Here is a 23,321-nt window from a genome sequence, read left to right on the forward strand (position 1 = left end):
CCGTTTCGTTGATCGATTCGACAGGTTGGCTGTCGATCGCGGTGAGGACGAGTTCCGGTTCGACAGCGGATTGGCGGTTGATCCAGTCCGCTTGGAATTCCGCTGTGACCAGCAAGTTGGTGCCGTGTTCGATTTCTGTGCTGCCAGGTTGGATCACCACGTCTGGTTTTGGCAGGGCATCCGAGGAAGATGTGGCGGACGCGTCAGGTTCAGCGAGCAGGAAAGTGGCGGCGCAGACAAGCGTCGCGATGGTCCCAGAGAGTCCAAACAATCGGTTGACCCACAACCAACGCGATGACACGACGTCAGGCCAATCGTTGTGCCGGGCGTGCTCGCGAGCCTCTTGCATGACTCGTTGGTTCAAGTAGTTGTCGGGATGTTGGGCGACAGATTCGTCGACCGCGGTGATCAGACGTTGATCGAGATCCGGGTAGCGATGTTCAATCCGTTTCGCGACGGACTGCACGTTTCGAATTCGCAAACGAGCAGCGATCAAACAAACGATCGCCGCAATCACCAAGGTCGAAACGATGGCGACCGAGGTGGAAAGCGAGGCCGTTGAAAATGTCAACGATGAAAGCAACGACAGGGTTCGCTGCGAGAACACCAGCCACGCGAGGGCCATCAATGCGATCGTCCAAGCCAGCCATCCGAGTGATTGCCAGAAACGCAATCGTCGCATTCGACGAATCACGGGATCAATGCAGTCAAGCAATTCGTTTCGCATAGCGTCCTCCCCAAAGGGTTTCGATCACCAACATTCCGATCGCGGCGAGCAAGAACCATTGCCACAAACGTTGGTTGCTTTCTAGTTCACGATCGCGAAGTTGCAGAGTCGCTTGAGTCAGTTTTTCTGCCGTGGCGGCTTCGCCCAAACGGATGCCCAATCGTTCGAGCGTGTCTTCATCCATCGCGTCCGTTTGGCTTTCCGATTCAGACAGGTTGCTCGCAAACAGGATGGGTTCTTCGTTGGGCAATTTCAGTTGATGAACACCTGGGCGATCGATGAAGCCCGCGTCCGAAGCTTGTTCGTACGGCGATGACTCGCCGTCAGAGCGAACCAGTACGGCACCTTCGACTGGGGGCCATGGCAGCGGCGTCCCCACCACATGGCCTGCCATGTAGGATGCCGCTCTCTCGTTGCCAGCGAACAATTGTGCGATCAGCGGAATGAACTTGGTTGAAAGTGCAAGTTGGCTTGAGGAGGGCTGCCAGCCGGTTGTGAGCAACCAAACGTTGCCGGATTGAGCCAATGCCGGAGCACCGGAATCGAAGGTCGCCAAGACATTCCAGTCCGCTTCTTCCATTCCGGATACGTCGCGGTGATTCCAAAATTGAATCTTGCTGAAATCGTTGAATTGTGGGTCCGCCATCGAAGCGAACAAAGGCGACGAAAAATCAACCCGTGACCACATTGCGTAGTCCTCGACAGATGCTTCTTTGGCAGAGAGCGACTCGTCGTTGGTGATGGTTTTTATGCAGGCCAGAACATCGGACGCATCATCGGGGTCATCCATTACGAACAAAGCTCGACCACCCGCTTCCGTGTAGGTCTGAATTGCGTTCCTGAACGCATCGGTGTTGGCGACGTCGCCGACCACAACCAACGGGCATTCGCGAGGATCCAAGTCAGGCGGGAATTGCGCCGTCTCGACGGATTCGATGGAGACTGATCGGGTCGCGTTGTCCAGCGGAACCCGTTCGAGGTAATAAAACAAGCTCTCGCGAGGATCGTCTTGCGGCGTCCCGACATGCAGCAGTCGGTACGATCGCTTTTCCGGCGCGACCCAGTGGATCGTGTTGTCGAATGAGGAGTCGTCGCCGGACAGGATGATGGAAGTGGCGGCGTCCGTTGGTTGATCGAGGCGGACGATTTTTGTCGCATCCGCTTCGACCTGGATCGTTTGTTTGTCGCTGGCGTCTTTCCATTGCAGAGTCAGGTCAAACTGTGAGGCGAGCTTGGAATTGACGACCCGAACTGGAAGCTTGCGATCGGAGTCGGCGACCGTCGAAGCTTGTAAATTCTCGAGTGTCTGATCGTTCATCACGATCGCTGTGGCGTTGCCTTTCGCGTTGGGAACGACGCGGCGGATGTCCAAGCTGACTTGTTCGGGCCACGTGTTTTGCTGCAACGCATCGATTTTGGATCCGTCTTGCAAATCAGAGATCAGCACGATGCTGGCAGGCCCCGGTGGCTGGTTTCGGGTCACGGGATCGGTATCGTCTGAGCCGTCTTCACCCGGTGTTCGTGAATCCGTCGGCCACTGAGCCCAGTCGGCTGCTTCGCGAAGTGCAACGCCTAGATCCGTGGCTCGCCAGGTCGGTTGAAGCTCCGCCAGAGCCTGCAGTGCGAGTGCACTTTGACGTACATCGGAGGTCGCTACTTGCGATGTTTCCCAGATGCGATCGGTTTCGGTGTCGAAGACGAACACCGCGAATTGGTCGTGAGCGGAAAGGTCAGTGAGGACCGTTTCGGCCTTTTGGATCGCTTGGTCCCACAGGTCTTCACGCTGCATGCTAGCGCTGCGATCAATCAAAACCGCGATTCGTCGGACGGGTGTGTTGTTGAACTGGTCGGCCGCGCCGCGAAGGAACGGTCTGGCGAAGGCTGCGGCCAACAACAGCAACGCCAAGGCTCGCAGGAGTAGCAACGGCCATTGATCCAAGCGACTGCGGCGGGTCAGTTTCGGTGGAACCTCTCGCAGGAACATCACCGAGCTGAACGGCACGGCACCCTTGGGTTGCTGCCGAATCAGGTGAAACAAAATCGGTGCAGCGACGGCCAGTGCACCTGCGAGGAAAAACGGGGCGAGCATGCTCATCCGGACGTTCCTCCTGAACTCAACATGCCCGATCGACTGGCGCTGACGGCGCGTCGTTGGTGGGCGGAGACAAAATCAGACAGCGATTCCTGCAGGGGGCGATCGGTGGTGCTGGTGTAGAACGCGGCACCCACGGCATTGCAAATCGATTCCACTGCCTCGGCGTGTTCTTGGAACGCGGTTTGGTAAGCTTTCCGAGTCGCATCGGGAGCGACCTGGATTTTGCGCCCGGTTTCCATGTCCACCAAAACTTTGGATTCGTCTACCGAGAGCTGGACTTCGTTGGGATCCAGGATTCGCAGGACGATCACTTCATGTTGTCTTGAACGCAACAAGGCGAGAGAACGTTGCAAGTCTTCCGTTGGCGAGAGCATGTCGCTGATCAACACCACCAACCCTCGCCTGCGGGTGATCGCGGCGATTTGAGAGATCGGTCCGTTGAGATCGGTGCCGGAACCCGAGGTTGGGCGGGCCAAGCAGGCAAGGATCTGACGCAGGTGACCGACTCGGCTGCGGGCCGGAACAACATCCGCGATTGATTCGTCGAACGTCATCAGTCCAACATGGTCGCGTTGCAGAGTGAGGAAGTAAGCAAGCGTCGCGGCCAACGTTCTCGCGTATTCCATCTTCGTGTATTCGAGTGACCCGTAGCCCATCGACTGACTTTGGTCGACCAGTAGGTAGCAACGTCGGTTGGTTTCGTCCTCGAATTTCTTGATGTAGTAGCGGTCCGTGCGAGCGAACAATTTCCAGTCCAGTCCTCGCGGGTCGTCACCGGGCGAGTAGGCCCGATATTCGCTGAATTCAACGGAGGCCCCGTGGAGAGGACTTCGGTGCAGGCCGCCAAAGAAGCCTTCGACGACCAGCTTCGATCGCAGTTGCAGGTTCTTGATTCGCATCAGCGCATGCGGATCCATGGAGGCAGCGGAGTCTCCGTTGCCGCCCGCCGCTGAAGCGGTCGTTCGCGAGGACTTCGCTGCGTCATCCTGAAACGTGCCCGTGCTGCCGTTGGTGGCTTTGTTTGACGAGCGAAATGGACGTTGGAACCAGCTCAATTCAGACTTCCGTTGGGATTTCTTCGAGAAGTCGTGTGACCAGGTTTTCAACGTTGAAACCTTCCGCTTCCGCTCGGTAGCTCAGCAGGACTCGGTGTCGAAGTGTGGGGTGTGCGAGAGCCTGGATGTCTTCGGTTCGCACGTGAGCGTGGCCGTTAAGCAACGCTCTTGCTTTTGCACCGAGCACCAATGTTTGAGCAGCCCGCAGGCCTGCGCCCCAGGACGCGTATTGGTTGACAAAGTCGGGCGTTCCCTGGCGTCCCGGCCGAGTCGCGGCAACCAAACGCACGGCATAAGCGGCGATCGATTCCGCGATCGGAACGCGTCGAACGGCGGTGTGGAATCGTGCAACGTCTTCGCCTGTGAAGATCGGCTGGATCGGTTCCGGCTTGGTCGACGTGGTTTGCATGACCACGGCCAATTCGTCTTTGGGCGGCAAATAGTCGATCAAAACGTTGAAGAGGAAACGATCGAGTTGGGCTTCGGGAAGTGGGTAAGTGCCTTCCATCTCGATTGGGTTTTGCGTCGCCAAGACGAAGAACGGTTCTTCCAGTTCGAAGCGTTGGCCGCCTGCGGTGACTTGATGTTCCTGCATCGCCTCGAGCAGGGCGGCTTGCGTCTTGGGCGGTGTTCGGTTGATCTCGTCGGCCAAGATCACGTTGGCGAAAATCGGTCCTTTGACGAATTGCAGTTGTCGATGACCATCGGCGGATTGCTCCAGGATTTCAGTCCCGGTGATGTCCGCTGGCATCAAGTCGGGAGTGAACTGAATCCGCTGGAAATTCAAGTGGAAGATTTTCGCGACGCTGCTGACCAGCAATGTTTTCGCCAGCCCTGGTGCTCCGGTGATCAAGCAGTGGCCACCCGCGAACAAACAGATCAGAAGTTGCTCGATGACTTCTTCTTGGCCGATGATGACCTGGGAAAGTTCTTGGACGATCCGCTCTCGTCCTTCGCGAATTTGCTCCACCACTTGGGCTTCGTCTTCGTGGGTCATGGTGTCCATTGTCATGAAGTGCAATCGGGTTGGAGGAGCTTCGAAACCGTTTGTGGTTGATACTGGGAACGACTCAGTGGGTCATCGCATACGTCACGATGTTGATCCCCATTGGATAAGCTTTCTTGACGGAGAACTCATCGAAGTACCATTGGTCTTCGCCTTCCCGTTCCCAACCGTCGCCTAAGTCGGTGTTGTGGCAGATGAAGACCATGATGCGATCTTCGTCATCAGTGATGGCGCGATAGTGAGGGACACTGGTGTCGCTTCCGTCGCGCGACCATTCCCACGTTCCCACGCTGCCATCGGCACCGCGTCTGGCCGAGTTGATGGCGGGGACCTGAGGTTTTTCTTTGAGGTCGTAGACGATGTGAAAGATTTCGTGTTCCAGAGGAACCTCGAAAGGAGCGCGGTCAGGAAACACTCGTTGAAGTTCGTGTCGCAGATTTTCGTACTGCGAATCACCCCAGAAATCATCCACCATCAAGAAGCCACCATTGAGGCAATACTTGCGAAGTGCTTTCACCTCTGCCTCTGAAAAAACGAGGCCACCAGGTTCGATGATGTAGATGAACGGGTAGTCAAACAGTTTCTCGTCGGTCAGTCGCAAGACAACCGGATCCGGATTGACCTTCATGGAGGTGAGTTGTTGCAGTCGAAGCGAGAAGTTCAGGTCGCTATCGGGATAATCCGTCCAACATCCTCCACCACCGCGTCCACGCCCGCCGTAGGAATCGTATTCGATCCGAGCGAATGTGAAGCAGTCCTTGGGGAATCGTGGATCAACATCCCAGGTGGGCACACCATTGCGATCGGAGGGTAGCGATCGGTTGCGCCGGCCCCAGTAACCTCGTTGGGCAAACGCCGCGCCGCCCATCAAAACAATCAACGCGGCGAGGATCCAGCGCCGGTGACCGAATGGTTTACGAGTGAAAGTTAGTGGGGTGGATTGCTGGCGGGGTTGTGTCTTGTCACCAACCGTGAACGCCGTTGTCACCTCTCCCCCAATTTCATTGGGGGAGAGGTCGAGCACGCCCTTCAGGCGTTGTTCGGGTGAGGGGGCGTCCGCGCGACATGGGGCGTTCTGTGGCGTAGCGATTTCAACGGCCATGGGGTCCGCCCCTTCACCCGGACGACGGCTGAACGCCGCGTCCGACTTCTCTCCCGACGATGGTCGGGGGAGAGGTGAATGAGAATGGAGGCTGCCCCGAGCAAGTGCTCGCAAGATGCCCATTGGGTTGAAGTTGTTGGGAGTCATAACGTTTCCTCCTCTTCGATGGCAGGCACGTCCACAGAATCAGGCTCTTCCACGTCCGCCTGGTCCGCGGTCGATGAACCCTCTTCCAAAACCCCGTGATGCAGTTTCCACAGCAAGCGGTGAGCGTCTCGGTAGCGGGGGGCCAATTCCAACGCCATCAGTGCATGGTGTTTCGCGGGGAAGGACTCGTTCTGTTCGTCGTACGCGTTGGCTAAACGAAAATGCAGCGCCGCCGGATCCACCGGATCCAGCTCCAACAGTGCCGACAACGCTTCCACCGCCAAATCGTGGCGATCGAGTTTTTCGGCGGCGACGGCGGACGCGAGGTGGAATTCGGGCAACAGAGGTTGGATCGCGAGCGCCTGCTGCGACGCGTCCAAAACGTTTTCCCATTGATCTTCGGATTGGCCAATGTTGATCCAACGCCGCAAAGCCGGCAAAGCATCGCTGGATTGTGCCAGATTGTCTTGGATTGCACGAATTTCTTGTCGGTCGTGCCCCAGTTCGCGGTGTGTTTGAGCCAGCCATTCCAGCGGACCGTCGCGTTCGCCTGTCAGCACGCCCAATTGCTGCATTCGTGAAAGTGGAATCAGGGCTTGGTCCCATTGCTTGGCTTCCACGGCACTTCTGGCCAACTCTCGCAGGCCCCAGTAGTTGGTCGGATTGGCACGCGTCCAGCCTTTCCAGGTCGCCAGATCGCCGTTTTCGGGCAAGGAATCTCGCGACCAATCGGCGAGAGCTCCGAACTGGTTGGCTCGTTCTTTGGCGTAGGAATCAAACTGAGAGTCCAACCGCTGCAGCGATCCGGTGTGCCGTGTCAGGGCGTCGTTGATCGGAATCCCTGCGGCTAGGTCATCCAGCACTGCAAGCAATGCTTCGTGACCATGTTGTTCAATCAGGAACTCGATCACCAAGGAAGATTCGTAGTAAGCAAACTGCAGTGCCGTTGCTGAAGGTGGTGATAAAAAGGCGGCACTCAGATCGCTGACCGGTGTCAGGTCCTCCGAGAGCAACATCGATCGATATTGAGGCGTCATTTTTTCGCCCCAAGACGGGTTGCGTTGGCGTTCTTCGTAAACCGAGATGCCTTCGCTCAGCCAGCGTGGCATGCGGTTGTTGGTTTTCTCTAGCGTGACCACGTGACAGAACTCATGCCACAGAACGCTCTTCCAGTTCGATGGGCGTTCACCTTGAGACGCGGGGCTGTTGGCGGTGATCACTCGGCCGAAACAAACGCCCAGGTACCCTGCCCCGCCCGGCAATCCAAACGTACGAATGGCAAAGTCGTTTTGATGCGGGAAGATTTCGACCAAGACTGGTTTGTCGGGCATGACATCATACTTCTCGCACAAGACTCGCTTGGCGTCACTGAGCAGTTCCAGTACGGCGTCGCCATAGAGTTTCGCTTCTTTGGCGTCCATCCGAACTTGGATGCCGTCTTGTTTCAACACGGTGAACTTTGACGTTCGGTCGCGGAGCGTCATCAGGTTGTAGGCCACGACGTTGTAGGGATCCGCTTTCGCAACTTCGCCTGCGATTTCCCAACCGATCTTTTCTTCTCCCAATCGAAGCATGTCCTGAGCAAGCTGAAAGCTGGCGTCGATGTGCAACGGATCGGCGCTGAGTGCCAAGTTTTGATACTCCGCTCCCTCGGCAAAGCGGTATTTCTCTGAGAGCTTTTTGCCGATCAGGTGATCCACGTCCGGGTTCTGTTTCCACGTTGAGAGCGCGGAGGCACGCATCAGTTTTTCGACATCGTATTCGCCGTTCAAATGAGCGATGACCGCAAACAGCGCCCAAGCGGACGGTTCATGCATGTTGATTTGAAGCATCTGATTCAAGATGTCTTTGGCTTCGTCGTAGCGTTCACGATCAATCGCTCGTTCAGCCAACCACTGCAGCGAGGGCAAGTGTCGTGGGTTGATTTTCAGGGCGATCGCGGTTTGTTCGGCAGCGGCCTGTCCATCGCTGGATTCGAGTGCCTTGGCCAGCAAATGGTGCAACTCGGGAGTTTCTTCGCCAAGTTTCAACGCTTCCTGAAGCGTGTTGGCAGCGACTTGGAAATCGCCTTTCCGAATGGCCAGTTCGGCAGTGGCCAAGTAAGCGTGCAGGTACTCCGGGTCGCGGTCCCGGACTCGGTCATAGAACTGCTCCAGGACCTCTCGAGCGTCTTCCCCGCGACCGGTCAAGAATCGGCCCGCCGCGATGAGGTTGTCTCGGGTGATGTAACCCGCGAAGGCGCGTTGCATTTGTGTGAGCAGGTCCGCTTCGGCTTGGCCAACTTCGTCTTGCAACCCGTTGAACCGCAGGACATCCAATCCCATGTATCGCAGCGCGATGCTGGTCGGGTATCGCTGCAGGGCTTCTTGGTACGTCTGCAATGCGCCGGCATAGTCCCCTTGCGTCATCTGGCACTGAATCAGCAATCGAGGCCAACGTTCGCTCCAAACTCCTCGCTCGACTTCGAATGCAGCGGTCGCGGCAGCGGCGTCGTACTCGCCGTTTCGGTATTGTTGGACCGCGTCGTCGTAGCTCGCCGCGAAACCAGTCGCTGGCGAGCTGAGTGTGATGAGCACCGTGCAAACGACGGCCAAGCCGAACATCGTCACGGAAGCAAATCGCTTGCCGCGATCCGGCAGTTGAGACCGATTGCCGAGAGCGACAAGCTTGGGAAGCAAGTGGTCGCTTTGGATGTCAACATGGAAGCGGGATGCATTCACTAGGACAGGTCTCATGCTTTGGTTCGCGAGTGGGAGGGCCTCGTACGAAAATCCTCGCCGTTTGATTCTACGCTCTCTGCAACCCGCTCGCACGGATGAAATCCGTTCCTTGCCCATCCGGTCGGAGTGGAGTCGCTACACTACCTCGGGTGTGGCCCCTGACCCGTGCGTTCAATGGCGATTACGGCGTGCATGCCGACGTTTGCCCCTTTGTAACAAGATGAGCTGAAGGATCCGGTGATGAGTGAAAGACGCTATTCTCTCGAACGCTTCTTAGAGAAAACTCGTGACAAGGACCTTGATCAAGGTCTGTTTGAGTTGGAATCGGATCGCATGCTTGACATCAACCTCAACGGGGAGGTGTGGACCAAGATGGGATCGATGATCGCTTACACGGGCAATGTGAAGTTCGAGCGTGAGGGGATTCTGTCGCAGGGTTTGGGCAATTTGCTGAAGAAGGCCGTCTCTGGCGAAGGCACGGCACTCACCAAAGTCAGTGGCAATGGGTCGGTTTTCTGCGCCGACAGCGGCAAGAAGATCACGATTCTCGAGCTGCAAAACGAATCGATCTGCGTCAACGGAAATGACCTCCTCGCGTTCGAAATGTCATTGAACTACAACATCAAAATGATGAAGAAGATGACCGCGATGTTGGCGGGCGGGTTGTTCAATATCCGCCTGGAAGGCACGGGCATGGTGGCGATCACCAGTCACTACGATCCGATCACATTGCCGGTCACGCCTCATCAACCTGTCGTGACGGACCCGAATGCAACGGTGCTGTGGTCTGGGCAACTGGAGCCTGAACTCAAGACCGACGTGCAGTTCAAAACCCTGCTCGGTCGTGGTTCAGGGGAATCGTTGCAGTTTCTCTTCCAAGGGCATGGCTTTGTGGTGGTTCAACCCTACGAAGAGGTCGTGTTCCAAAACCAAAGTTGATCAAAACGTTGAAACTGATTTCATGGAACGTCAATGGCATTCGTGCCGCAATGAACAAAGGGTTTCGCGAATTTGTCGAAAGCGAACAACCCGATGTGCTGTGTTTGCAAGAGACGAAAGCGGAACCTGAGCAAGTCGATTTGTCGTGGGCGGACGAACTCGGATACCACCAGGTTTGGAACACGGCTGCGAAAAAAGGTTACTCTGGCGTTTCCACTTGGAGTCGCGTGAAGCCATCGAAGGTCACCAAAGGTTTGAGCATCGAGGAGCATGACAACGAAGGTCGTGTGCTGACGACGACGTTTGATGACTTCCATTTAGTCAATGTCTACACTCCGAACTCGCAGCGAGGTCTGGCCCGTTTGGATTACCGGATGCAATGGGATGAAGCCTTCTTAGATTACGTCAAAAAACTGAATCGTCGCAAACCGGTTTTGTTCTGCGGCGACGTCAACTGCGCCCACCAGGAAATCGATTTGGCAAATCCCAAGGCCAATCGAAAGAACGCGGGTTTCAGTGACCAAGAGCGAGCGGGATTGGATGCGATTGCGGAAGCCGGTTTCGTTGACTCGTTCCGACAATTTCACGATGGCCCAGGGCACTATTCTTGGTGGACCTATCGAAACGATGCACGAGCCCGGAACATTGGGTGGCGTTTGGATTACTTTTGGGTCGCCAAGAAGTTCTGGGATCACGTCGCCGATGCTCAAATCCGGTGCGAGATTCATGGGTCGGACCATTGCCCCGTTGAGTTGACACTGAAGTGAAGTTGCCTCTGCCCTCGGTTCGAAAGCTGTTTCGAGAGAACTTCTCAGGCGATTCACCGATTCAAATCGATCCGAGACAACGTGCCACGCTGATCAAGCAATGGCGAGCCAAACTCGAAAAAATCGAGGGCGTGCGGTTGACCAACCATCCAGGTGATCGTGATTCGCGGTCGCCGACTTGGGTGCGGTTCACGATTCCGGATCCAAACGCATCGCAGACCTACTATCGATCGGACGAACTGCGTTTGGAATGCAGCGAACACGGCGAACTGATTTGTGCGTTTGGGAAATTCGACCGCGAAGTCACCGGGCTGGTCAGCGATTTTGATGAGTTCGAACACTTGGTGGCGGAGGTGCTGCGTCGGTATGTCAAACGCCACGCCGGCGAAGCCAAGCGGGCCAAGGTCCGATCGATGAAGTCCAAGGCGATTGTGGCTCGAGTCAAGGCACTAGCCAAAGAAGAACAATTTGACTTCGCGACCAGCATGGACACACAGAAACTGCGTCTGTTTGTGAAGTTGTCGAGCCAACACATGATTGAAATCCACATTCCGTTCACGCGGTTTGAAAAGGTTCTGCCGCAATTGCAAGAAACCATTCGAACGCTCCGGTCACTCTACGCGGACGGATTGCGTTTCAAGATGATCGGATTCATGCAGGCTGATTGGCGAACCGAATGGATTCGGTACGAAGAGTGATTTTTGATTTTGATTCCCACTTTGATTGAGACGGTCCCTTGGCTGTTCGAGTTGATGTTCACGAGTTGCTTCAGTTGCTCGAAATCACTCCGCCCGACCAAAACATCATGTTGGTCGGCAAGCATGGGATTGGGAAATCACAGATCATCGCCGAGCACTTTTCGTCTCGCGGGATGAAGGTCGTGCCATTTTTTCTGGGGCAAATGAGCGATCCTGGCGATCTGATTGGTTTGCTGCACAAGGACGATGCAACCGGCAAAAGCGAGTTCCTGCCGCCGTTTTGGTGGCCGACGGATGGGGAACCCATCGTGCTTTTTCTGGATGAACTCAATCGAGCGCGGCCGGAAATCTTGCAGTCGGTGATGGAGTTGGCGCTGAACAAAACGTTGGCAGGCAAGCGGTTGCCACCTGGCAGCGTGATCATCTCAGCCGTCAACGAAGGCGACGAGTATCAATTGACCGATTTGGACCCCGCACTCGTTTCACGGTTCAATCTGTATCAGTTCGCACCGACGGTCGACGATTGGTTGCTGTGGGCGGACCAGCACCAAGTGGATGATCGCGTCACCGGGTTTGTGCAACAGCAACCGCAATACTTGGACGGCGAAGGCATTTCCCCCGCCGGGGAAGACATCGATGCCATGTCGGGTTTGGTCAAAACGCCGGACCGTCGTGGTTGGGCGCGTGTGTCTGACATCCTTCACGGCGTGGAAACGATTGAACCGGTGCACATCAAATTGATTGCGGGGGTCGTCGGATCACCCGCCGCGATGGCGTTCCGGCGAAGTCTCGCATCGCGATTTCCTGTGACGCCCGATCAGGTTTTGTTGCAGTTCACCAAGCATCGCAAAGTGATCGAAAAGATGGCATTGGGAGAACTGCTGATGCTGAACGAGCAGTTACTCGTTCATTTGGTGGGCAATCCATACGGCGATGCGGATCGGGCCAAGGCTCTCAAAGGCATGCTGAGCTACTTGAAGTCACTTCGCAAACGAAAGCTTGATGAGGCGGTCGCTCATTTGGTGTCGATGACCGATCAGCCAAAGTATGAACCGGCGATGGAGTTCTTTGCCGAGTCGATGGAACTGACAACTTTGTTGACGGAGTATGTCGAGGGAATTCGAATCCAGTGAGTGACATGGCATCGACGAGCGACAAGTCCGCGTCCGGCGGGCCGGATTCCAAGCGAGATGCCAAGGCCCGCGAGCGAATCACCCGCGTTGTTGAAAGTTGGTACCTCGTCGATCCGTTGTTGTTTGTGGCTTGGACGATGCACGAGGTGGTGTCCAAACCAGAGATTGCAACGCTGCGTGTCGCTCACGGGCGAATTGAGTTCAACCCCGAGTTCATTGCTTCGCTCAACCGAGATGAGTTGGCCGAGGTGCTGCGGTTTGAAGCGATGCGAATTCTGTTGGGGCACCCTTACGCCAGGCGGCAGCCGAAGACCGAGTTGTCTTATTCAGCCAGCAATCTGACCGTCCAAGAATGCCTGCGAAGCAAGTTGCCGATGCCGCGTCCGCGTGAGGTCCTGGGCAGTGAGACGCACGATCACCAGTACTTTGAGTATTACTATCGGCAGTTGGCTGAGCGGGAAGGCGACCAGGCCGACGATTCCGAAGAGACGGAACCCGAGCGAGATGACTCGTCGGAGTCCACGCCGGCAGAGGGTCAGGGGAATGATTCGAGTGATGCGAATTCCGATGACGGAAATGACTTAGACACTTTAGAGAATGCTCAGTCTGCCTTGGAGGCTTCTGAGCCAAGTGGGGCGTCGTCCGAACAAGATGGAGACGACGAGGGGGTGCCGGCAGAAGGTTCGGCTGAGTCGTCGCCTGGGCTGTCCTCCGCGGATGAAAGCAGCGTTCGACCGGCAGCAAGTGATTTGGATGCCTATGTTGATCCGAGCCAAACGGGCGGCGAGAACGCGGATCAGTGGGACGCAGACGATCTGCTGCACGAAGAGATCAAATCCGCTGTTGCCGAGGCCGCCGAGAATGGTGGCTGGGGCACTTTGCCAGGGCATGCGCAGGAGCGATTGCTGGCAACGCTTCGACCGCCACTGGATTACCGATCGATCTTGCGACAGTTTCGACAGAGCGTGTTGTCCGTCGATCGGCGGTTGACCCGTATGCGACCGAGTCGTCGCTACGGTTTCGCCCAGATGGGTAGCCGGTACGACTTCACTACCAGTCTGCTGTTCGCGGTGGACGTGTCCGGATCGATGAGCCATCGCGATTTGCAGAATGGATTTTCGATCATCAATCGGTTCTTCCAGTACGGCATCCGCTCGATCGATGTCATCTGGTTTGACACCGAAGTCCGCTGTGAACCCATTTCGTTTCGATCGGCTCGGCATGACATCAGTGTCACTGGACGGGGCGGTACCAACCTTGGCTGTGTGACTCGGTTCATTGATGGTCGCCGCGGTTACGACGGCGTGGTTGTGTTCACCGATGGGGATTCGCCACTGCCCAAGCGACCTGAAAATCAGCACACGCGGATTTTGTGGTTGTTCAACACGCAGGCTGCCTTTCGCCAATCAGCGTCCGGTTTGAGGCCGCTGGGCAGCGTCGCGTTTCTGAAACCCTCGCGGGTCGGTTCGCCGGGGCATGTGTCGTAGTGGTGCGATCAGATCCTCGTGGTGCATCCACATTTCATCTAAGGGGAGTGGATGAAGCGACGAGTCCTGAACTGGCCTCAAATCCAAGGAGTCGGCACCTCGTCCACGACGATCAACCCAATCTTTTAATCGAGGCAGATCACTTTTGGTGCGTCCGGGTTGTGGGTTCGCAGGTTGGGCGGCGATATGACGCGCAGGTTCAGCTTTCGCAGAGTGGCAGGATCGGGCTGGCGGAGTTGACCAGGTCGTTGATTGTGACCCCGCGGAATGCTTCTTCGGTAGCCGCGTAGGCTCGGTCGAGCTCCGCGTGCAGCGGGCAGAGTTCGGTGTGAGACTTCAGGCCAAGCGGGCACTTTCGGATGCGTTCCAAGGGGGCGACCGTGTTGACGACATCCAAAATCGTGAGTGTGTCCGTGGCGACGCACAATTCGTATCCGCCGCCGGGGCCGGGGCGAGATTGCACCAAACCAGCCGAGGCAAGGTCTTGCAGCACGCGGGTGAGATACCGGCGAGGGACCTTGGTTTGTTCGGCGAGATGGTCTGCTGAGGCGGGTTTTCCGACCTGGCTGCCCATGCAAGCGACGGCGCGAAGAGCGTATTCGGCGGTTTTGGAAAGCATAATCGTTTGGCGTGATTTTGAAATCTGCATGTTGAAATGCAGATATTGATTCTGTACAGTCAGGTGTACGAATCGAAGTTTAAGCTGGAACTCACCTACGAGCAATCTTGAATGGTATCGCTGCATTGGAATGGTGTCGCTCACTCCCGTCTCCGCCTCTTCCATTTTGCCCTGTGCCAACGGTTGGTTTGTGGCGGATTGTTGTGTTTGTTCGCTTGGATGGCCTCGCCCGCCTGGGCTCAACCCGATTTTGAGCGGCCTCCGATTGATTACCTCCATGCGGAGGTGAACGATCCGGTCGCCAAGCTCGCCAAACGCGTTGAGGCGGGTGAGGTGGCGTTGCGGAGCGATCCAACGTTCGGGTATTTGCCGTCGGTGTTGGAAGCATTGAACGTGCCGCTGAGTTCGCAAACGTTGGTTTTTTCAAAGACCAGCCTGCAATTGCACCGGATTTCGCCGCGTCGGCCACGGGCGTTGTATTTCAACGACGACGTTTACGTCGGCTATTGCCAGCATGGTGATGTTTTGGAATTTGCATCGACGGATGCCAAGCAGGGCGCGATCTTTTACACGCTTGCTCAGTCGGAAGAGAAGGAGCCTGAGTTTGTGCGTGACCGAGGCGGGTGTTTGTCCTGCCATGCTTCCTCGCGCACGCAGAATGTGCCCGGGTTTCTCATCCGCAGTGTTTTCGCTGACGCAGCGGGGCGTCCCAAGCTCGGCAGTGGGACATTCACCACGGACCACACCAGTCCTTTTGATGAGCGTTGGGGCGGTTGGTACGTCACCGGTTCACACGGTTCGATGCGGCACATGGGCAACGTGATTTGCACCGATGAAGCTCACTTGCTCGATCGTGAAAGCGGAGCCAATCAAAAGGACTTAGGGGACTACTTTCGAACGGACGCGTATTTGACGCCGAACAGCGACATCGTGGCGTTGATGGTGTTGGAGCATCAAACGCAGATGCACAACGCGATCACCGCGGCCAACTTCGAAACGCGACAGGCACTCCATCAGTCCTATCAGATGAACGAGTTGCTCGAACGCGAGCCTGATTTCATCAGCGAGAGTGCGACGCGGCGGATCGAGTCGTCCGCGGATCGCGTGCTGAAGTACCTGTTGATGTGCGATGAGTTCACGCTGACGGATTCGGTGGCGGGGACTTCCACGTTCGCCAGTGAATTTGCAGCGGTTGGGCCGACCGATTCGAAGCAGCGCTCACTGCGAGATTTCGACCTGGAAACACGGTTGTTTCGTTACCCATGCAGTTACCTCATCTACTCCGATTCTTTCGCGGCGTTGCCGGAGGAGGTGCGAACGCTTGTGCTGGAGAAGCTCAAGCGGATCTTGCACGGGGAAGATCGATCCGAGGCCTATCAGCATCTGACCAGTGAGATGCGGCGAGACATTCTCGAAATCTTAGAGGCGACGCACCCTGATTTTCAGTGAGCTGCCGCTTGGCCAGTTCTTTCCTGGAAAAGGTGATTGGCCAGCAATGGAAAGCGTTAATGCGAATGCCAAAGAAAAGCAGTTTGCTTTTTCAGTGACCCCTACGAGGTTAGTTATTCACCAATAAAACGCGGGGTGAAACGCTCTTTGCGCTACCACTCTCGCTACTCACCAAGATCCTGGGTGATACTCCGGAAGGATTCGACGCTTCCGATCAGGCCGCTATTCAGGCTGCCGTCGCTCTCTGTCGGAAATCGTCATTGGGCAATCTAAGCAGTTCGTGACGTGGGATGCCCCCATTTCCTGTGCCAGGCGTTATGACATATTGGGTTAGGAAGCAGCACTTCGTCCCAACCGGCAAGCTTCATCGCTCGCAATCGCCGCTCACCCGCAATCAAGACGTATCGCCCACGGGTTTCGTCGTAGCGAACACGGATTGGTTGCAGTTGACCGTGCTGTTTCAAAGACTCCGCAAGATTGGCAATCCCCTCCTCGCTGAACTCTTCGCGATGCTGCGGATCAACGTCAATGACATCGAGCCTTAATCGAGCCGCGTTTTTCATGCGGGCACGGCCTTCAATCGGTGATCCGGTTGCGGGTGCAGTGTCGCGATGCCCGACCAACTGTTCACTCGTCGGACTTCGAGGCTGAGTGCTCAAAAGCAACTCAATGAGAATCTCGCACTGACTCGTAAGTTGGGACGAGAAGCCGCTGAGGCTTTGTCTGCTGCAACGACACCTGATCAAGCTGCTGACGCGAATGACTTGTTCACGAGAGCGAAGTCCTTCGAACAGGCCGCTCAATCAGCCGCTAAACAGATCGGAACGAATAGAGTACTTGAACGCAGCGACCAAGCCCTGCTTGACCTGTCACGTCAACGATTCAACGCACAACGAACCTAGCGGCTCGATGAGCAACCCTGGCGCCCATGTGATGGTCAGCCGCGAAATGATGGCACGAGTGATTCAAGCCTGTGGCGACGATTGAGAGCTAATCCGACTGATCGGTCTGACGCGATACGGTGGCATGCGAATTGAAGTCGAGGCCATGCAAGTTGATTCGTCAATGATTGAAGGCGACTGCATTAACATCGTTGGTAAAGGGGGCAAACGTCGTGACGTGCCGCTGTTTCCGACACTCCGACCGTTTCTCGATTTTGACGGTCCTGTTTTGCAGTCGGGCCGTTCAATCAACCGGTTGCGTGACGATCTAAAGTGTGCAATCGAGAAGGCTGGATTCAAGACGTGGCCGAAGCCGTGGCATGATTTGAAGCGAAGCCGTGTCACCGAACTCTGGGACCAGGGTGCGTCAATCGACGACATCGGGGAATGGGTTGGGACCACACCCCAAGTGCTGCGAGAACACTACAAGATTGGCGACCGAGAAGCGGTCGCTCGCGGTCTCGCGGTCGACTCTGCGCTACCACCTGCAACACCAAATGGAATCCCATGGAATCGTCAGGCCATGAAAAAACGCCCCAGGGGGACAGCATGTGTCCCTCTGTGGCGTTAGAAGTGACCCCTACGGGACTCGAACCCGTGTTACCGCCGTGAAAGGGCGATGTCCTAGACCGCTAGACGAAGGGGCCGGTCGGTTTGCCAACAAAAGCTGGCGTGCCAACGAGGCGAGTATCAAACCAAGATCGCCTGGAGGCGTCAAGGGTTCCAGGGCTCGTTTTGCCTGACGAAAACAAAAAACTTGTCAGGAGGGCGAAAGTGCCTTCACGAGCAAGCAAAGAGTCGGAAGTGAACCTACGAAACGTCGTTGGAATCCGCGGGAGTGTTTGCGTCGAACGCTTCGTTGTTCCGTTGAATCGCGTCGTAGACTTCACGACGATGAACTGGCACTTCGCGAGGAGCTTCGACGCCGAGGCGTACCTTGTCTCCACGGATTTCCACCACAACGATTTTGATATCGTTGTTGATGACGATGCTTTCGTTTTTCTTTCGCGAGAGTACCAACATGGCTCATTCCTTTTTGCGGCCGCCTGCCTCCTAGTAACAACTGCCTAGTCAACGACGAATGGTGGACAGGTTGTGGAAGGGAGTACGGACAGTGATCCTTGGTCCATCAACTCTAGGACAAAAAACGATATGGTCAAGGAAATCTGGGTTGACAAACAATGGAAAATCTTGTGCTAGTCGCTTTGTAGAGGGGTGGGCGATTGCAAAAACGCCGCATTTGCTTGCAAATACGAAGTGTCGCGTTCTCGGTTCGTCCCCTCCCTCCTTTTGCGATTTTATTTGCGATGGCTGTTGTTTTTTCATTCCAGGCGTACGTTTACGGCCCTGATCGGGGGGCTTTTGATGTGTCCATGGAAACCGTTGCTGGTCGCTTTGAACACCTGGAGGGACTGTTTTTCGAGTGGGATGGTTCGTTCACCTGGGCCAATCAGTCCCAAGGCTGGCAAATCGATGGCACCGTTTACGACAACGGTCAGGCCATTCAGTACGTTGACTTGCATGGCCGCGGTTCATCGCCGGAAGGGCGCAGGATTCTTTGGGCGCGTCTTCAAACCTTGTTTTCAACGTTGGGAACGCCGCAATCGATCTCGCTGATGCGATTGCCCGAAAGGTCATGGCAAGATTTACAAGCTTTTGAAAAAGATGTCTTCCAAACCAGCAAGGCTGATCAGTGAAACGCCAGCCTTGGCTTTCAGATGGAAAGAACTGGCCGCCGCGTTTGTCGTTTTTGGACGTGAAAACGTTGGGAATTCCAGGGTGGAGCGAGATTCGGTTGGATGAGTTGGAATGATTTTTCTGATTTTCATCGTTTTGGCACCCCGGTTGCATAACCCCAATGCCAGACGCCAATGCCTCGGATGGAGGCAGACGAGTCGGTGCCGGCGTCGATGTGGCACCGAGACTTAAGAAAAGCCCCGTTTCAGGAAGAACCGCTATGTTGACCGAAACCATGCCATCGCTCGAAAACGTCTCGATGATCTCAGCCGCATCGCAAAATGAGACTCTGCCATCGGATGCCGAGATCACTCGCCGCGTGATGAAGATCCGCAGTGGTTGGAGTGTGGCAGAGCGTTTGCGTCGTCGTCGGGAAGCGGACGATCGCTTCGCTGACTTGCTCGATGCCCTGTCGTCCGATCATACCGCCGCCTGAGTCCGGAGCGATTGTTGGGTCACCAGCAGTCGTTTGACGTCGGATCCGATTCGACGGTATTCGAACTGGGCTCTCGCCCGGTAGAATGTCAGCTTTGATTCTTCAAGGATGACATTGAATGATTGGACCTCACATGGCTTTCGTGATTGCTCGTCTCCCAAAGACCGTTTGGGCTGGTGCCGTTGCGATCCTGCTGACCCCGGTCGTGGGAGGCTGCACCAGGCAACCTCCCGCTGAGTCGGTGGAAGGCGCGCCCGCTGATGACGTTCAATCAAACGGAAACGCATTGTCCTCGTCCGGCGACGCCGCACCAGGAGATCTCACCGGCAACGGTCGTGAGTCGAGCCCTTCCTCCGTGGGTTTGATGAACTCGCCCGGTGGTGCACAAACAGCCTCCAACCAGCCAACCGATGGCGGGCGCGGTCCATTGCCGCCCACTGATGCACCGGGCAACGACGCACTGGCCAATGAGCCTGCGTCCATCGATTTCCCTCAGACGATCGCGTCGCATTCCAGTGGGCGATCGAAGCAGTTGGCGCATGACCTGGGCCCTGAAAAGTTGCGCACGTTTTTGTCCGAAGCGGACATCGAAATGCGCATGATCGTGAGCGGAGATTCGGGGATCCAAGATGAGGCCACCGCCATACGGGAACTGAAACGCATCGTTTCCTTGAAGCGAGAAGCGTCTCGTCGTTTGATCGAACATCCCGATGCCATGCCAGCCGACCAAGCGATTGGGAGGCGAGGTGAACTGCAATCTCTTTCGCATTTGGCATCCATGGGAGACCTGAAATCGGCCGAGAGTCTGCAAGTGTTGGCGGAAGATCTGCAAAACGATTCCGACCCAGGTGTCCGCTCGGACAGCCAACTGGTCCTCATCGGTTTCGCGATCGAAGAACTTCGAAATGGGAAATCAGGAGTTGCCACCAAGGTGGTGTCCCAGATTGACCGGCTTCTGCAATCCAGTTCCGATCCTGATGCGGCGGCTTTGATGGTGATGGGGCAAGCGAGAGACGCGCTGATGCAGTTCGAGCATGTCGAAGAGGCGTCGCGCGTTCGAGCCATGATCTTGGAAGAGTTCGTTGAACCTGTCGAAGCGGGCGGCGTGGAATCGGAAGCGTTGGTGGGATTGGCGGACATGGCGAGACAGATTGCTGGTCCAAGTTTGCAGGTCAGCGAAGCGACGCGCCGTGTTCAGGAGTTGATGCAGCAATTCATCACGGAATCGAACGAGAGCGTTGCCGCGGCCGATTCAGATGTTTCTCCCGCCGATTGGAAAGAAGCGATTCGAACGCTTGCGGAGGAGCAGCCCGATCTGCTGACGGCCCAGTTCTTGGCGGGGGCAAGTTTGGAGGCCGAGACGGTCGGTCGTGAGGATTTGATGTCGGTGACCTATCAGGTGTTGGACGACCAATTCGCTTCGCTGCAAGACGATCGGGGGCGAGAGGCACGAGCTGCGATCCAGGCTCGGAACAATCGTGAAAAGATCATTGGCAAAACGTTTGATCCTGATTTGCCGAGCACGAAGGGCGATGAGCTGAGTTTGGAAAGCTATCGTGGCAAGGTGGTCCTGATGCCGTTTTGGTCTGCTGCGTTCCCGGACTCACTCATGGTGGTTGAGAACCTGCAGGAGATCGCTCGCCGGTACCCGGATCAGGTTGCGATTGTAGGGATGAATCTGGATGTTCAGTCGACAGACGTTCCGGCGTTTGAGTCTCGCAACAAAATCTCGTTCCCGAGTTTTCGAAGTGTTTCCGACCCGGAAGCGACTGTTGCCAACTCGATTGCTTATCGTTTTGGGGCGGTTTCGCTGTTATTCGTGGCGGTGATTGATCAAGAAGGCAAGGTGCACGCTCTCGAATTTTCTGGGCGAGATTTGACGCCAGTTGTCGAAAATCTTTTGCGTTGAATTAAGCTGGTCGTCTGGACGAAAGCCACGGGGCAATGAGAAATTATTCGTCCTTGTCGACTCGTTTCTGTCGGGTCGTCTTCGTCACTGTCTGCTAGGTTGCGATCATGCAATTCATCGAACTCACCGGCAAATCGTTGTTGGACGTCATCAACGAAGGCGAAATTGACATGGGCCAATTGCATGAGGCTGGCGTCAACGGCGATTCCATTTTGCGAATCAACAAGTTCGGCGAAATCGAACTGCGAGCCAAGCACGAATGGGTCTTGGTCGGCGGTCTGCTGGGTAATTTTGAAGACCGTTTGCGAAGGATCACGCAGCTCGATTGGCTGTGAGCGTCCATTCTTGACTCGACGAAAATCTTCATTCCAACGCCAACCGGTTCATCATTCGGTTTCTCTTCCCAGTTGTTCGCGAATTTTCTGCAATCGTTTGCTGAGTTCTGATTCAAAGCCTCGCTCGACGGGTTCGTAGTAACGGCGGTCGACGCCCAGGTAATCGAGCTCTGCCACGCCCTCTTCGGTGTTGTGCGCGGATTTGTATCCATCACCGTGGCCGAGTTCTTCGGCGCCGGAGTAGTGTCCACACCGAAGCATCTTGGGGACGGGGATGACTTGCCGGTCACGCACGTCGCGACGGGCGGCACTGATGGCGGTGGTCGCTGCGTTGCTCTTGGGTGCCAGGCTCAGGTACGCGACCGTTTGGCTGAGCGTGAGTTGCGCTTCGGGCAGCCCAATCATCTCGCACGCCTGCATGGCACTGACCGCGATCATCAAGGCTTGCGGGTCGGCATTGCCGATGTCTTCGCTGGCCAAGATCACCAATCGTCGGCAGAGGAAGCGGATGTCTTCGCCGCCTTCTAGCATCCGGGCGAGCCAATACAGGGACGCGTCTACGTCGCTGCCGCGGATGCTTTTGATCAGTGCGCTAGCCAGATCGTAGTGATCATCGCCGGTGGCATCGTAGCCTGCGATCCGACCGGTCATGGATTCGGCAACGTCTTCTCGGGAGATCGTCACCGATGGATCTTCGTGGCTGTGCACGGCCACTTCGAGTGCCGTGAGTGCTTTGCGAGCGTCCCCATCCGCGGCGGCAGCGAGGTACTCGGTCGCATCCTCGGCAATTTTGACATTCTGGTTTCCCAGTCCGCATTCGCGGTTGGTGATCGCTCGCTGAAGGAGGGTTCGCATGTCGTCGACGGAGACGGGTTCCAACCCAAACAGTTGGCTGCGACTGATGAGCGCTGCGTTGACGGCGAAGTACGGGTTGCTGGTCGTGGCACCGATCAGCGAGATGATGCCCGATTCGACGTCGGCTAGCAGAGCGTCTTGTTGAGACTTGTTGAAGCGATGGATCTCATCGATGAACAGTAGCGGTCTTGGATCACCCGCCGAGACGCGATCGCGTGCTTTGGCGAGCACCTCACGAACGTCTTTGACGCCGCTGCTGATTGCGTTGAGGGTGACCAGTTCGCTGTTCTGCTCGGACGCGATCAAGTGAGCGAGCGTGGTTTTTCCGGTGCCTGGCGGGCCGTGCAACAAGATCGAGCCGATGCGACCGCTGGCGATCAATCGCCGCAACAGTTTCCCTTCGCCTAGGATGTGTTGTTGGCCGACAAACTCCGATAGCTTCTTGGGGCGCATTCGCGCGGCCAAGGGTTGCGCAGCGAACAAGTGGTCAGCTTCTTGATCGGCAAACAGGTCCATGGTCGACATGACAATTCAAAGTGATGGGCGGGATGCCCGTTCGCGGAAGAGAACGAGAAGAGCAATGGTAGTAGCTGTGACCGCAGGAGTCGTGACGTTGGCAATTGTTGCACGAGTCGTCACGCTCGTCGACGATTGGGGGCGAGATTGGACGAACAATCATGCCAAGTGGGACGATTCCGCCACGGACCCGGAGATGCGCCCGATGCGTTTGCACCAACCCATCGCGGAGGTGCGTCAGGAATTGGAAACATGGGTGGAATCGGAACCGATTTGGCAATTGGAATCGATTGCAGACGACTCCGTAGACGCACCGGTCGCCGTTCAAACGCAGGCCATCCATTTGACTCGTCGAACCAAGTGGCTGCGGTTCGTCGACGATGTTCATGTGCAATTGACGGAAGAGGTTTCGTCTGCCGGGGAGGTCATCACTCGGGTCGACGCGGAAAGTCAATCCCGCGTTGGCAAAGGTGACTTGGGGCAGAACCCCCGCAATCTCAAGCATCTCCGCGAAGCGTTCTCAGCGGAGTGAGGGATTGGGCCGCCGCGGAACTCGCCAACGTAGCGGAACTCGCCAAGAGTTTCGGCGATTGGACGATTGGACGATTGGACGATTGGACGATTGGACGATTGGACGATTGGACGATT

General features: G+C 56.2%; 21 protein-coding genes, 1 tRNA gene and 1 pseudogene. 12 read left to right on the top strand and 11 right to left on the bottom strand.

The annotated features are described in order from the left end of the window. The 6 genes and pseudogenes from ACF8AM_RS18165 to ACF8AM_RS18190 form a co-directional block, all read right to left on the bottom strand. Nucleotides 1-727: pseudogene (locus tag ACF8AM_RS18165) on the bottom strand (hypothetical protein); the annotation flags it as partial. Next, complete coding sequence (locus ACF8AM_RS18170) at nt 708-2,822, bottom strand: BatA domain-containing protein (RefSeq protein WP_392557006.1); 2,115 nt, start codon at nt 2,820-2,822, stop codon at nt 708-710. The gene ACF8AM_RS18170 and the pseudogene ACF8AM_RS18165, both read right to left, overlap by 20 nt. Further along, the gene (locus tag ACF8AM_RS18175; protein ID WP_392557007.1) at nt 2,819-3,877 is read right to left on the bottom strand and encodes a DUF58 domain-containing protein; all 1,059 of its coding nucleotides are present in this window, start codon (nt 3,875-3,877) and stop codon (nt 2,819-2,821) included. The genes ACF8AM_RS18170 and ACF8AM_RS18175 overlap by 4 nt, the downstream gene beginning before the upstream one ends. A 1-nt stretch (nt 3,878) precedes the next feature. Continuing rightward, a complete protein-coding gene (locus tag ACF8AM_RS18180) occupies nt 3,879-4,874 on the bottom strand; it encodes an AAA family ATPase (protein ID WP_392557025.1) in 996 nt (331 codons plus the stop codon). A gap of 73 nt (nt 4,875-4,947) precedes the next feature. After that, nucleotides 4,948-5,985: a DUF4159 domain-containing protein gene (locus tag ACF8AM_RS18185; RefSeq protein WP_392557008.1), complete on the bottom strand. Its 1,038-nt coding sequence runs from the start codon at nt 5,983-5,985 to the stop codon at nt 4,948-4,950. A gap of 143 nt (nt 5,986-6,128) precedes the next feature. After that, entirely contained in the window at nt 6,129-8,867 is a 2,739-nt protein-coding gene (locus tag ACF8AM_RS18190) for a peptidase MA family metallohydrolase (RefSeq protein ID WP_392557009.1), read from the bottom strand. Between the two features lie 225 nt (nt 8,868-9,092). Here ACF8AM_RS18190 and ACF8AM_RS18195 point away from each other — a divergent pair, with 225 nt between their 5' ends. From ACF8AM_RS18195 to ACF8AM_RS18215, 5 genes are read left to right on the top strand one after another with little or no spacing between them, the layout of a single operon-like run. Continuing rightward, a complete protein-coding gene (locus tag ACF8AM_RS18195) occupies nt 9,093-9,791 on the top strand; it encodes an AIM24 family protein (protein WP_392557010.1) in 699 nt (232 codons plus the stop codon). After that, nucleotides 9,788-10,558: an exodeoxyribonuclease III gene (locus ACF8AM_RS18200; RefSeq protein WP_392557011.1), complete on the top strand. Its 771-nt coding sequence runs from the start codon at nt 9,788-9,790 to the stop codon at nt 10,556-10,558. Before ACF8AM_RS18195 ends, ACF8AM_RS18200 begins: the two co-directional genes overlap by 4 nt. Next, the gene (locus tag ACF8AM_RS18205; protein ID WP_392557012.1) at nt 10,555-11,256 is read left to right on the top strand and encodes a hypothetical protein; all 702 of its coding nucleotides are present in this window, start codon (nt 10,555-10,557) and stop codon (nt 11,254-11,256) included. Before ACF8AM_RS18200 ends, ACF8AM_RS18205 begins: the two co-directional genes overlap by 4 nt. A 38-nt stretch (nt 11,257-11,294) precedes the next feature. Further along, nucleotides 11,295-12,389, top strand: a complete 1,095-nt coding sequence (locus ACF8AM_RS18210; protein WP_392557013.1) for an AAA family ATPase — start codon at nt 11,295-11,297, stop codon at nt 12,387-12,389. A 5-nt stretch (nt 12,390-12,394) separates the two neighbouring features. Further along, nucleotides 12,395-13,876: a VWA-like domain-containing protein gene (locus tag ACF8AM_RS18215; protein WP_392557014.1), complete on the top strand. Its 1,482-nt coding sequence runs from the start codon at nt 12,395-12,397 to the stop codon at nt 13,874-13,876. A 199-nt stretch (nt 13,877-14,075) separates the two neighbouring features. Here ACF8AM_RS18215 and ACF8AM_RS18220 read toward each other — a convergent pair whose 3' ends face one another. After that, the gene (locus ACF8AM_RS18220; RefSeq protein ID WP_392557015.1) at nt 14,076-14,495 is read right to left on the bottom strand and encodes an RrF2 family transcriptional regulator; all 420 of its coding nucleotides are present in this window, start codon (nt 14,493-14,495) and stop codon (nt 14,076-14,078) included. A 111-nt stretch (nt 14,496-14,606) separates the two neighbouring features. Here ACF8AM_RS18220 and ACF8AM_RS18225 point away from each other — a divergent pair, with 111 nt between their 5' ends. Beyond that, on the top strand, nt 14,607-15,944 hold the full coding sequence (locus tag ACF8AM_RS18225) for a hypothetical protein (protein WP_392557016.1): 1,338 nt from the start codon (nt 14,607-14,609) through the stop codon (nt 15,942-15,944). Between the two features lie 269 nt (nt 15,945-16,213). On the opposite strand, the gene ACF8AM_RS18230 is transcribed toward ACF8AM_RS18225, so the two are convergent. After that, nucleotides 16,214-16,507 carry a ParB/RepB/Spo0J family partition protein gene (locus ACF8AM_RS18230; RefSeq protein ID WP_392557017.1) on the bottom strand — a complete coding sequence of 98 codons (294 nt, stop codon included), beginning with the start codon at nt 16,505-16,507 and terminating at the stop codon, nt 16,214-16,216. Between the two features lie 48 nt (nt 16,508-16,555). Between ACF8AM_RS18230 and ACF8AM_RS18235 the strand changes: the two genes are divergently transcribed. Further along, nucleotides 16,556-16,846, top strand: a complete 291-nt coding sequence (locus tag ACF8AM_RS18235) for a hypothetical protein (protein WP_392557018.1) — start codon at nt 16,556-16,558, stop codon at nt 16,844-16,846. A 613-nt stretch (nt 16,847-17,459) separates the two neighbouring features. Here ACF8AM_RS18235 and ACF8AM_RS18240 read toward each other — a convergent pair. Together ACF8AM_RS18240 and csrA are read right to left on the bottom strand one after the other, a co-directional pair. Continuing rightward, nucleotides 17,460-17,532: transfer RNA gene (locus ACF8AM_RS18240), tRNA-Glu, on the bottom strand. A 163-nt stretch (nt 17,533-17,695) separates the two neighbouring features. Continuing rightward, nucleotides 17,696-17,908, bottom strand: coding sequence for a carbon storage regulator CsrA (gene csrA / locus ACF8AM_RS18245; RefSeq protein WP_392557019.1), 213 nt, complete (start codon nt 17,906-17,908; stop codon nt 17,696-17,698). A 350-nt stretch (nt 17,909-18,258) separates the two neighbouring features. On the opposite strand from csrA, the gene ACF8AM_RS18250 reads away from it, so the two are divergent. The 4 genes from ACF8AM_RS18250 (at nt 18,259) to ACF8AM_RS18265 (ending at nt 21,302) form a co-directional block, all read left to right on the top strand. Next, a complete protein-coding gene (locus tag ACF8AM_RS18250; RefSeq protein ID WP_392557020.1) occupies nt 18,259-18,582 on the top strand; it encodes a hypothetical protein in 324 nt (107 codons plus the stop codon). 260 nt (nt 18,583-18,842) lie between these two features. Next, complete coding sequence (locus tag ACF8AM_RS18255) at nt 18,843-19,058, top strand: hypothetical protein (protein WP_392557021.1); 216 nt, start codon at nt 18,843-18,845, stop codon at nt 19,056-19,058. 133 nt (nt 19,059-19,191) lie between these two features. Then, on the top strand, nt 19,192-20,967 hold the full coding sequence (locus ACF8AM_RS18260) for a TlpA family protein disulfide reductase (RefSeq protein WP_392557022.1): 1,776 nt from the start codon (nt 19,192-19,194) through the stop codon (nt 20,965-20,967). A 107-nt stretch (nt 20,968-21,074) separates the two neighbouring features. After that, nucleotides 21,075-21,302: a hypothetical protein gene (locus ACF8AM_RS18265; RefSeq protein WP_392557023.1), complete on the top strand. Its 228-nt coding sequence runs from the start codon at nt 21,075-21,077 to the stop codon at nt 21,300-21,302. 51 nt (nt 21,303-21,353) lie between these two features. On the opposite strand, the gene ACF8AM_RS18270 is transcribed toward ACF8AM_RS18265, so the two are convergent. Beyond that, nucleotides 21,354-22,673: a replication-associated recombination protein A gene (locus ACF8AM_RS18270; protein ID WP_392557026.1), complete on the bottom strand. Its 1,320-nt coding sequence runs from the start codon at nt 22,671-22,673 to the stop codon at nt 21,354-21,356. 64 nt (nt 22,674-22,737) lie between these two features. On the opposite strand from ACF8AM_RS18270, the gene ACF8AM_RS18275 reads away from it, so the two are divergent. Next, a complete protein-coding gene (locus tag ACF8AM_RS18275; protein ID WP_392557024.1) occupies nt 22,738-23,205 on the top strand; it encodes a DUF1499 domain-containing protein in 468 nt (155 codons plus the stop codon). Nucleotides 23,206-23,321 lie beyond the last annotated feature (116 nt).

Origin of the sequence: Rhodopirellula sp. JB055 (assembly GCF_043100905.1) — a bacterium.
In the GTDB taxonomy this organism is placed as follows: Bacteria; Planctomycetota; Planctomycetia; order Pirellulales; family Pirellulaceae; genus Rhodopirellula.